Here is a 10,546-nt window from a genome sequence, read left to right as displayed (position 1 = left end):
CGATGATCGAGAAAGATTCATTCTCAAAACAGGCCATCATGGAAACACTCGACAAGTTTGACATCGCCATCCTGCAAGAACTGCAAAACGACGGCCGCCTGACCAATGCCGAGCTCGCCCAGCGGGTGGGCCTGTCGGCCGCGCCCTGCTGGCGGCGCGTGCGCGCACTGGAGGAGTCGGGCTTCATCCGGGGTTACCGCGCCGAGATCGACCGCGAAAAGATCGGCCTGGGCGTGCTGGCCTTCGTGCGCCTGGACGCCGACCGCAATAGCGGCGATGTCACGCGGACGCTGGAAAACGCCATCCGCGGCATCCCCGAAGTGGTGTCGTGCCACTACATCAGCGGTTCCGGCACCTTCGAGCTGCAGGTGGTCAGCCGCGACCTGAACCACTTCAGCCAGTTCGCCCGCGAGGTCCTGCTCAACCTGCCCAACGTGAAAGACCTGCACACCAGCTTTTCCCTGGGGGAAGTGAAGTCCGGCAGTGCACTTCCGTTGCAGCACCTGGTAACCAGAAGTACGAGCACGGCAAAAAGCGCGTGAACTTAAGCACTTTTTTCACCGCTCATCGCCGTTTTTTTACCTTCGGTTAACAAAGCGGCCGTAAGTGCTTGAAAAGTGTGAAATTTTTCCCTGAGCACATATTGATCCCCATCGTGACTTTCCGTAACATGCGCCCATCACCAACCCGTGGGCCGCGTACCTAAAAGTGCACAAACCCCACTTCTGCACCTTCCTGAAGGAAACGTCGTGAAAAAAGCCCTGCTGCTCCAATCCGCCCTGGCGCTGGCCCTGGCCACCCCGCTGATGGCTTCGGCCGAATCCCAGCTCGTCACCGGCGCAGGCAGTGCGGTCGCCCGCCTGGACTTCCGCGTGGTCGTGCCCCGGGTGCTGTTCCTGGCCGTGGGCACCGGCGCCGCCGGCTTCGCCACCAACACCACGATCGACACCGTGACCTTCGACTACACCAGCAACCCCGCGGCCGTCGGCACGGGCGCTGCTGCCGGCGTGGTCACCGGCAACGTGGTGCCGGTCCGCGTGGTGGGCAACAACGGTCAGGTCACCCTGGCCGCTTCCACCACCGGCGCACTGACCAACGGCACCGCCGACACCATCGCCTGGTCCGAGATCACGGCCACCAGCAGCCTGGCCGCGCTGCCCAGCCCCACCATTCCGAACACCGGCGCGGGCGCGGCCTCCAACGTGACGCTGTCTTCGGGCACCAAGATCACCGACCGCACCGCCAACTGGACCTTCAGCTACGCCAACTCGGCTGTGGTGGCACCGGGTACCTACGGCACGACCAACGGCCGCGTGACCTACACCGCCTCCATGCCCTGAGTCTGCGCGGCAGACCTTGAGAGGGCGGTCCACCCGCCGCCCCGTCGGCTCCCGGAGGGTTTGCCCCGTGCAACCCTCCGTCGCCATTTCAGGCGCCCCGTTTTCCCCGGACAGCCACGGTCACCAGACACCATGAAGCGCACGACGACCCGCTCCAGCCCGCCCCGCCTCGCGGCGAGCTTCTGTCTGGCCGTGCTGTGCGTGGCGGAGATGGCGGCGGCCCATGCCTGGTCCCTGACGATCACGTCCGGGAGCCGCCGCCTGTTCCTGCACGTGGGCAACGGCGCCATGAGCGGCACCAGCGGCACCCTGAATGGCACGGCCGGCACCAGCGGGCCCGTCAACCTCGTGCAGGTCACGGTGCCGGTGGCTCAACTGGGCAACGGCACGGACCTGGCCATGACCAGCGACAGCACGCAGTCCACCAGCCTGTACGCCGACGGCTACAACACCTGCCCCACGCCGGCCAGCCAGGTCATGATCGGCGCCGGCTACCGCCGCAACAGCGGTTCGGCCAACGCCACGCTCACCGTCTCCTCGCCCACCAGCCTGACCAACGCCAGCGGCGACGCCATTCCGTTCACCGAGATCAGCTGGACCGTGGCGGCCCCCGGCAGCAGCGCGCCCAATGTGATCCCGGCCGGCACCTTCAACGGCGGCACCCAGACGCTGGCAACGGTCCCGGGCAACACGTATTTCGAGAACTGCCACTCCTACATCTACGCCAACAACGCGGTGCGGGCGGCGGGCACCTACAACGGCCGGGTGACCTACACCCTCAGCAGCCCATGACGGCTTTCCGACGCCTCGCCCTGGCCGCCTTGTGCGGCCTGCTGGCCACCGCCGCGTGGGCCAACCCGCACCGCCTGGACGATTCGCTGAGCCACACGGTGCCGCCCAATGTGCAGATGCAATGGCTGCCCCTGAAGTCGGGCCAGCCGTTCGCGGGCGGCATGGAGGCCGGGCTGCGCGTCAACATCCGCATCGACACGCGCGACTGGATCGGGCGCAGCGGGCGCATCTACATGGTGCTGCCGCGCGACGAGGCCTCCACCGTGGAAGCGGTCTGGACCACCCAGGGCCGCCTGCAGGCCGGCCGGCTGGTGTCGGGCGAGCGCGCGCTGGTCTTCGCGGGCCCGATCACGACCCCCACGCTGGAAGACCAGTTTCAGGTGCGCCTGCGCTCGAACGCCGACTGGCAGTCGAACAGCCGCCGCCTGAACTTCCATTTCGAACTGGATGCCGACTGATTCCGCCATGCACCTTGCCTTCCCGCGTTTCATCCGCCACCCCGCCGCCCTGTGTGCCCTCGCCCTGGCCGGCGTCTCACCGGGCGCCTGGGCCCAGGGCTTCGCGGCCTACATCACGCCGCCGCGCTTTGAAGTCCAGGTCGCGCCCGGCCAGAACCTGCGCCAGGTGGTGGAGATCCAGCACGTCGGGCAGCAGAAGGGCAACTACCGCGTCTACACCAACGACTGGACTTTCCTGCCCGACAACTCGGTGGCCTTCAGCGACGCGCTCGCCGCCGACAGCTGCCGGCCCTGGGTCGCGGTCGAGCGGCGCGAGCTGACGATCGAGCCCGGTGCGCGCTACCGCTACCGCTTCGAGATCACGCCCCCGCCCGGCACGCCGGCGCGCGAGTGCCGCTTCGCGCTGATGATCGAGGGCCTGGAGCCCGCGCGCGTGCAAGGCGACCTCAACTTCCCGGTGGGCGGCCGCATCGGTGTGATCGTGTACGCCACCATCGGCGACGCCGCCCCGAAACTGGAGATCACCGGCACCCGTGTGGCCCAGGTGGACGGTCAGCCCACCGCCGTGGTCGATGTGCGCAACCTGGGCAACGCCCATGGCCGCCTCGAAGGCTTCGTCAACGGCACCGACGCCGCCGGCACCCGCTTCGAGATGGCCCCGTCCGACCTGCCCATCCTGCCGGGCGAGACGCGGCGCATCGCGATCACGCCCGTGGTCGAGAGCGGCAAATCCGCCCCCACGGTCCGATTTCCGCTGAAGGTCAAGGGCAACCTGGAGTGGGGCAAGAACCGCCTGCCGCTGGACGCGAGCTTCGCTCCATGAGGGGGCTGGTGCCGCGCCCAGCCCACTGCCTGCTGGCGCTCCTGGGCGCATCGACGCCCTGGCTCGCGGCCTGGGCCCAGACCGCGGCCCCCCCCCGCCTACGAAGACCGGGTGATTGAAGGCCTGCCGCCCGAACCCACGGAAGATGCCGAGGCCTACGCCTACGACCGCCAGGGCTGGCCGCGCTTCCTGCGCCTGGAAACCCGCCTGGGCACCCAGCCCTTCGACACCGCGCGCAAGACCCGCATCGGCTACGGCATCTACGGCCTGCTGGAGACCCCCAACCACGGCACGCTGTCCATCGACGGCACCTACGCCCCCAGCGACAGCAGCGGCACGCTCACGCTGCGCCAGCGCGCGATGCCGCTGTCCGGCGGCTGGCTGATGAGCAACGAACTGGGCGTGATCAACCCGCCCGCGCCCGGCATCCTGCGGTTGCCCGCGCGCATCTACCTGCCTTCGGCGATCGTGCAGGGCATCAGCACCGAATGGGAGAACCCCGGCGCCGGCCTGCAGCTGCAGGCCAGCACGGGCGAACCCGGGCGGCTGGACTTCCTGCCCGCCAACGGCTTTCGCAAGCTGCCGGGCCAGCGCACCACCTTCGGCGGCCAGTGGCGCCTCGGCGCGGACGAGGCGAACCCGCTCTCGAACCGCGGCTGGGCGCTCGCCGTGCAGCACGAGGACGCGCGCAAGGTCTCCAACCTGGACGTGCCGCTGCAGGCCGGCGACATCGTCGACGCCAACTCCACCCTGCTGGCGCTGCGGCACGAAGGCGCCGAGCACCGCATGCAGGGCCAGGTGCTGCGCACGCAGGCCAGCAACGTGAACGGCGCGCGCAACGGCTTCTGGATCGATGGCGAGTGGGACGACGGCCCGCGCCGCCACGGCCTGGGCGCCTACCGGCTCGAGCAGGACCTGAGCTGGGCCAACCTGCCGCTGGCCAACGACCTCGTGGGCGCCTACGCGCGCACCAGCTGGCGCACCCGCCAGTGGTCGGCCGAAGGCTCGGTGGACTGGCTCGACTCGATCAGCGGGCGCAGCGGCAGCGGCTTCTTCGCCACCGGCTCGGCGCGCTGGCGCCTCAACCGCGACCACACCCTGGGCGCCGGCACCACGGTGCGCCGCTTCGACGGCGACGCCTGGAGCACCTACGGCGACTGGCGCTTCCAGAACGGCTGGGGCAACAGCGGCCTGCGCCTGGAGTTCGTGCACAGCGACAACGAAGCCAACTCGCGCTGGCTGACCTGGGACCAGGAATGGCTGGTGCCGCAGAGCTGGGCGGTCTCCACCAGCCTGGGCACCGGCCGATACGACGCCTACCAGGGCCGCCCGTCCGAATCGGTCTGGAGCGCCGCGCTCAGCGTGTCCGCGCCCATCACCAACAAGGCCAGCCTGCGCGGCAACCTCAACACCGAACACAGCGACACCGGCCAGTCGCGCCACAGCCTGAACCTGGGCGGCCACTGGCGCATCGACCCGCGCTGGAGCCTGGAGGCCAACTACAACCGCTCCACCGGCCGCAGCCGCTTCAACCCCTCGCTGGACCCGCTGGCGCCACCGCTGGCCATCGTCATTCCCGAGTCGGACCGCTCCTTCTACGCCGTGCTGCGCTACGAGCTGGAGGCCGGCAGCCGCAACGTGCCGCTGGGCGGCCGGGCCTCCGACGGCGGCGGGCGCATCGTCGGCACGGTGTACTTCGACGCCAACCGCAGCGGCACCCAGGAAGCCAGCGAGCAGGGCGTGCCCAACGTCACCGTGTACCTGGACAACCGCTACGCCGTGCGCACCGACAGCCAGGGCCGCTTCGAATTCCCCTTCGTGGCCGGCGGCCCGCGCACGGTGAGCGTGCGCGGCGAGACGCTGCCCCTGCCCTGGAACGTGGTGGACCAGGGCCAGGCCAAGGTGGACGTGCGCCTGCGGGAAAGCGCCTCCGTCAGCCTTCCGGTGCAGCGCAGCGAATAAGCGGGGGATATCCCCTTCTTATCTTGGGATTCAAGTTCCTGAAACGGGGGCCGATAGTGGGTCATGACCTCCCACCGAGTCCTCCCCGCCCTGGCCGCCTGCGCCCTGTTGCTGGTCCCTGCGACCAGCATCGGCGAAAGCGTGCTGGTGCGCGAGGGCTCGGCCGGCGCCGCGCTGGACTTCCGCATCATCATCCCGCCCGTCATGCGCGTGCTGGAGAACAGCCACCCCCGGCAGCTCGAGACCTCCGCCACCGGCGAGGCCAGCGCCGAGCAGCGCCTGGTGGTGCAGTCCAACATGAAACGCGGGTTCTGTGTTTCCCTGCGCCGCGCCGCGCCCCAACTCGGCACATGGGAGCTGCAGGCCGCCCCACAAAGCGACATGCAGCTCAGCCCGGTGGCCGACGGCTACCGGCTCTGCGGCACCCGCCCGGGACACTACACCGTGCTGCTGCAGCACCGCTTCGGCACCGGCGACCGCCGGGTCGACGCCCTGCACTGGCCGGTGCAGACCGACATTTCGGCCATCTGAACCGTTCGTCGTGGCCGCTGGTCCACGAAAACGGGTTTCGGGATGTAAACCCCTCGTCCGCGTGAAAAGGCCCATTCAGCAGGCCAATTGCTGCACTGCGCCATTTTGGTCTGCACTTATGACCTGATCACTCCGGCACGTGCGGTTTGATGCCGTTGCGCTGCCACACCCGGCGGACGGTCGTGGCGCCCAGGCCCAGGTACGAGGCCAGCGTGCGCGTGCTCCATTGCGCGGCCGTGGCCGGTTGCTCGTACAGCGTGGTGTTCACGATGCAGGACTCGACCGCCGAGGTCACGCTCGGTGTGCGCCCCGACCGCGGGGCGTCCTGCAGCAAGACCTCGAGGCCGCCTTCGATGAAGCGCCGCCGCCACAAGGCCACCTGCCGCCGGTCGAGCTTGACCTCGTCGGCGATGTCCTTGTTCTGCCAGCCTTGCGCGGCCAGCAGGATGACGCTGGCGCGCTGCTTCACGCGGGCCTCGACCCGCCGTCCCTGGGACAGCGTGCGCAAGGCACGCTCGGTTTTTGCATCCAGCTCGATCGCCTCGGCCACTCGCATTGCTTCACCTCCTGGCGCTGTCGGAGTCCGCCCGAAAACATAAGTTCCATCAATTCAGGCGCACACCCCTCTCACGCCGTTCGACCTCGCCACGAAGCAAGGTTCAGTCCTACACAAGCCTCGTGGCTTAACTCAAAGCTCGTTACATCTCGCGCTTTTTCGTGCCCTACAAAGAAAAGGCGAGCGCAGGGCGGAAGGCCCGCGCATGACCAACGAACGCAGGGAGTCCAACGATGTCGTGCTTCAGCCACCTCATGTTTTCGCGCGCCATGCAAGTGCATGCCATGCACCGGCCTGGTGTCCGCGCCTTGACCCACTACATCGAACGCGGGCGCTGACATGGCCCGCGCGCGCATCCATTCGCTCAAGAGGCCACCGCTCGCGAAAGAGCAGCCGGGCGTCGAGCAGCCGGGTGTCGTCGTCCCGCTCTACAACGAGCACGACCTCGCCCGCAACCTGGCGCCCTGGGCCGACCTCACGCAGCGCCAGCAGAAAGTCAAAGCCTGGCTGGTGCTCACCGACCTGAGCGTGCTCTGGCTCTGTTTTGTCGCCGGACGACTGCCGACCTGGCTGCGCGGCGACGTCACGCTCGGACAGGCCATGAATGTCTGGTGGGCCGCCAACGGCCACCTGCGCCTCATCCTCTTCGCGGCCATCGCGCTGGCCATGATGACCTGGATGTGGACCGTGCAGGGTCACTACAGCGCCCACCGACGCAAGCCCTGGTGGGACGAGACGCGCCAACTGATCCAGGTCATCGTGCTCGCGGCGCTGCTCGACGCCATGGTCATCTACCTGGCCAAGTGGCCCCTCTCGCGCCTGTGGACCGGCGCGACCTGGGGCCTGGTGCTCATCTGCCTGCCGCTGGCGCGCCTGGTGGTGCGCACCCACCTGCTGCGCGCCGGCCTGTTGGCCCAGCCCTACGTGCTCATCGGCCACCCCGACGACGTGGAGAAAGCCGCTGCGGCACTGGCCAGCGAACCCTTGCTCGGTTATCAGCCCGTGGCCGTCGTCTGCCCTGAACCCGGCGCAAGGCTGGTCAAGCTCGGGGGCGAACAGGTGGCCGCGCCCACCGCGCTGACCCCGGGCGTGCGCCAGTACCTTGCCCAACCCAGCCCCTACCAGCTGGTGGGCGTGCTCGGCATCCGGGACAACGCCTGGCTGCGCGAACTCGCGCAGGAACTCATGCTCACGCGCGACGACCTGGTCATGGTGCCCGCGCTCGGCGGTCTGCCCATCTACGGCATGGAGGTCTCGCACTTCTTCAGCCACGACGTGCTGCTGCTGCGGGCCCGCAACAACCTCAACCGGCGCGGCCCGCAGGTGCTCAAGCGCGCGCTCGACATCGTCGGCTCCGTCACCCTGCTGGCCCTGCTGGCACCGCTGTTTGCCTGGGTCGCGTGGCGCATCAAGCAGGACGACGCCGGTCCGGTGTTCTTCGTGCAGAAGCGCGTGGGCGTGGACGGCCAGCTGTTCGACTTCATCAAGTTCCGCAGCATGGTGATGGACGCCGACGGCGCCCTGGAGCGCTGGAAAACCGAGAACGAAAAACTCTACGTGCAGTACCTGGCCAGCAATTTCAAGCTCGCCAACGACCCCCGCATCACCAAGATCGGCCGCCTCATCCGCCGCACCAGCATCGACGAACTGCCCCAGCTCATCAACGTGCTGCGCGGCGAGATGAGCCTGGTCGGGCCTCGCCCGCTGCTGGCGCGCGAGCTGGGCGACTACGGCAAGAGCATCGCCGCCTACGGCAAGGCCCGCCCCGGCATCACCGGCCTCTGGCAGATCAGCGGCCGCAGCACCAGCACGTTCCAGCACCGCATCAACATGGACCTCTGGTACGTGCGCAACTGGTCGCTCTGGTACGACCTCGTGATCATGCTGCGCACCGTGCGCGTGGTCCTCCGACAAGAAGGAGCCTGCTGAAATGAACACCCCTGAAACCATTTACGTCGCCGGCCACCGCGGCATGGTCGGTTCGGCCATCGTGCGCCAGCTGCGCGCCGCCGGCCACCCCGCCAGCCACATCGTCACACGCACCCACACCGAGCTCAACCTGACCGACCAGGCCGCGGTTCGCGCCTTCTTCGCGCGCACCAAGCCGCAACAGGTTTACCTCGCGGCGGCCAAGGTGGGCGGCATCCACGCCAACAGCGTGTTCCCCGCCGACTTCATCTACCAGAACCTCATGATCGCGGCCAACGTGATCGAGGCTGCCTTCTGCAACGGCGTGCGCAAGCTGCTGTTCCTTGGCTCCAGTTGCATCTACCCCAAGCTCGCCGAACAGCCCATGAGCGAGCAGGCCTTGCTTACCGCGCCGCTCGAAGCCACCAACGAGCCCTACGCCGTGGCCAAGATCGCCGGCATCAAGCTCTGCGAAAGCTACAACCGCCAGTTCGGCGCCAGCCACGGCGTGGACTACCGCAGCGTCATGCCCACCAACCTCTACGGCCCGGGCGACAACTACCACCCCGAAAACAGCCACGTCATCCCCGCCTTGATCCGCCGCTTCCACCAGGCCCGGCAGTCCGGGGTGCCCAAGGTCGCCATCTGGGGCAGCGGCAAACCCATGCGCGAGTTCCTGTATGTGGACGACATGGCCACCGCCTGCGTGCACGTGATGAACCTGCCCAAGGCCCGGTACGAGCAACACACGCAGCCCATGCTCAGCCACATCAACGTGGGCTCCGGGTCGGACATGACCATCGCCGAACTCGCCCACCGCGTCGCCCATGTCACCGGCTTCGACGGCGACATCAGCTTCGACGCCAGCAAACCCGACGGCACGCCCCGCAAGCTGATGGACAGCAGCCGCCTGCACAGCCTGGGCTGGCAGGCCAAGGTCGATCTCCCCGCCGGGCTGGCCCTGACCTACCAGGACTTCCTGCAACAAGCCGTTCTATGACACCCGACACCATGACCACCAACCCGCCCATGCCCCACCACCCGCCCAAGGTCGCCCTCATCACCGGCGTCACCGGGCAGGACGGCTCCTACCTCGCCGAACTGCTGCTCGACAAGGGCTACATCGTGCACGGCATCAAACGCCGCAGCAGCCAGTTCAACACCCAGCGCGTGGACCACATCTACCAGGACCCGCACATCGACAACGCGCGCTTCCACCTGCACTACGGCGACCTGAGCGACACCAGCAACCTGATCCGCATCGTGCAGGAGACCCAGCCCGACGAGGTCTACAACCTCGGCGCGCAGAGCCACGTGGCCGTAAGCTTCGAGAGCCCGGAATACACCGCCGATGTGGACGGCCTGGGCACGCTGCGCCTGCTCGAAGCGATCCGCATCCTCGGGCTGCAGAAGAAGACCCGCTTCTACCAGGCCAGCACCTCCGAGCTCTACGGCCTGGTGCAGGAGATCCCGCAGAAGGAAAGCACGCCCTTCTACCCGCGCAGCCCCTACGCCGTGGCCAAGCTCTACGCCTACTGGATCGTGGTGAACTACCGCGAGGCCTACGGCATGTACGCCTGCAACGGCATCCTGTTCAACCACGAATCCCCGCGCCGCGGCGAAACCTTCGTCACCCGAAAGATCACGCGCGGCCTGGCCAACATCGCGCAGGGCCTGGAAGGCTGCCTCTACATGGGCAACCTGGATTCGCTGCGCGACTGGGGCCACGCCAAGGACTACGTGCGCATGCAATGGATGATGCTGCAACAGCAGCAGGCCGAAGACTTCGTCATCGCCACCGGCGTGCAATACAGCGTGCGCCAGTTCATCGAGATGGCCGCGAAGGAACTGGGCATCACCCTGCGCTTCGAGGGCGAAGGCGTGAACGAACGCGCCGTCGTGCAGGCCGTCGAGGGCGACAAGGCCCCGGCGCTGAAACCGGGCCAGGTGATCGTGAAGGTGGACCCGCGCTACTTCCGCCCCACCGAAGTGGAGACCCTGCTGGGCGACCCCGCCAAGGCCAAGCAGACGCTGGGCTGGGTGCCCCACATCACGCTGCAGGACATGGTGGCGGAGATGGTGGTCTCCGACCTCGCCGACGCACAGCGCCACGCCCTGCTCAAGCACCACGGTTACGCCATTGCGGTGTCCAGCGAACACTGAACGCCCCACGCCA

11 protein-coding genes are annotated in these 10,546 nt (G+C 68.0%); 10 read left to right on the top strand and 1 reads right to left on the bottom strand.

The annotated features are described in order from the left end of the window. The first annotated feature begins 38 nt into the window (after positions 1 to 38). The 7 genes from AC07ZS_RS20215 (at position 39) to AC07ZS_RS20185 (ending at position 5,906) form a co-directional block, all read left to right on the top strand. Positions 39 to 542, top strand: coding sequence for an Lrp/AsnC family transcriptional regulator (locus AC07ZS_RS20215; RefSeq protein ID WP_494800323.1), 504 nt, complete (start codon positions 39 to 41; stop codon positions 540 to 542). A gap of 207 nt (positions 543 to 749) precedes the next feature. Then, positions 750 to 1,340 (top strand): hypothetical protein, encoded by a 591-nt coding sequence (locus tag AC07ZS_RS20210; protein ID WP_494800322.1) that lies wholly within the window; start codon positions 750 to 752, stop codon positions 1,338 to 1,340. 132 nt (positions 1,341 to 1,472) lie between these two features. Beyond that, complete coding sequence (locus AC07ZS_RS20205) at positions 1,473 to 2,132, top strand: hypothetical protein (RefSeq protein WP_494800321.1); 660 nt, start codon at positions 1,473 to 1,475, stop codon at positions 2,130 to 2,132. Continuing rightward, positions 2,129 to 2,590 (top strand): hypothetical protein, encoded by a 462-nt coding sequence (locus AC07ZS_RS20200; RefSeq protein WP_494800320.1) that lies wholly within the window; start codon positions 2,129 to 2,131, stop codon positions 2,588 to 2,590. Before AC07ZS_RS20205 ends, AC07ZS_RS20200 begins: the two co-directional genes overlap by 4 nt. A 7-nt stretch (positions 2,591 to 2,597) precedes the next feature. Beyond that, positions 2,598 to 3,413, top strand: a complete 816-nt coding sequence (locus AC07ZS_RS20195) for a fimbrial biogenesis chaperone (RefSeq protein WP_494800319.1) — start codon at positions 2,598 to 2,600, stop codon at positions 3,411 to 3,413. Positions 3,414 to 3,524: 111 nt separating this feature from the next. Next, on the top strand, positions 3,525 to 5,375 hold the full coding sequence (locus tag AC07ZS_RS20190) for a carboxypeptidase-like regulatory domain-containing protein (protein ID WP_494800318.1): 1,851 nt from the start codon (positions 3,525 to 3,527) through the stop codon (positions 5,373 to 5,375). A gap of 63 nt (positions 5,376 to 5,438) precedes the next feature. After that, positions 5,439 to 5,906: a hypothetical protein gene (locus AC07ZS_RS20185; RefSeq protein ID WP_494800317.1), complete on the top strand. Its 468-nt coding sequence runs from the start codon at positions 5,439 to 5,441 to the stop codon at positions 5,904 to 5,906. A 127-nt stretch (positions 5,907 to 6,033) separates the two neighbouring features. Here the strand turns inward: AC07ZS_RS20185 and AC07ZS_RS20180 are convergent, their stop codons facing one another. Next, positions 6,034 to 6,462 carry a helix-turn-helix domain-containing protein gene (locus AC07ZS_RS20180; RefSeq protein WP_494800316.1) on the bottom strand — a complete coding sequence of 143 codons (429 nt, stop codon included), beginning with the start codon at positions 6,460 to 6,462 and terminating at the stop codon, positions 6,034 to 6,036. A gap of 339 nt (positions 6,463 to 6,801) precedes the next feature. Between AC07ZS_RS20180 and wbaP the strand changes: the two genes are divergently transcribed. From wbaP to gmd, 3 genes are read left to right on the top strand one after another with little or no spacing between them, the layout of a single operon-like run. Further along, on the top strand, positions 6,802 to 8,391 hold the full coding sequence (gene wbaP, locus AC07ZS_RS20175) for an undecaprenyl-phosphate galactose phosphotransferase WbaP (RefSeq protein WP_494800315.1): 1,590 nt from the start codon (positions 6,802 to 6,804) through the stop codon (positions 8,389 to 8,391). A 1-nt stretch (position 8,392) separates the two neighbouring features. Continuing rightward, complete coding sequence (fcl, locus tag AC07ZS_RS20170; protein ID WP_494800314.1) at positions 8,393 to 9,370, top strand: GDP-L-fucose synthase; 978 nt, start codon at positions 8,393 to 8,395, stop codon at positions 9,368 to 9,370. Further along, complete coding sequence (gene gmd, locus AC07ZS_RS20165) at positions 9,367 to 10,533, top strand: GDP-mannose 4,6-dehydratase (protein WP_494800313.1); 1,167 nt, start codon at positions 9,367 to 9,369, stop codon at positions 10,531 to 10,533. Before fcl ends, gmd begins: the two co-directional genes overlap by 4 nt. Positions 10,534 to 10,546: the final 13 nt, after the last annotated feature.

This window comes from Hydrogenophaga sp. GW456-12-10-14-TSB4 (assembly GCF_059424305.1).
Note: the sequence above shows the minus strand (reverse complement) of the source record. Positions and strands in the feature narration are given on the sequence as shown.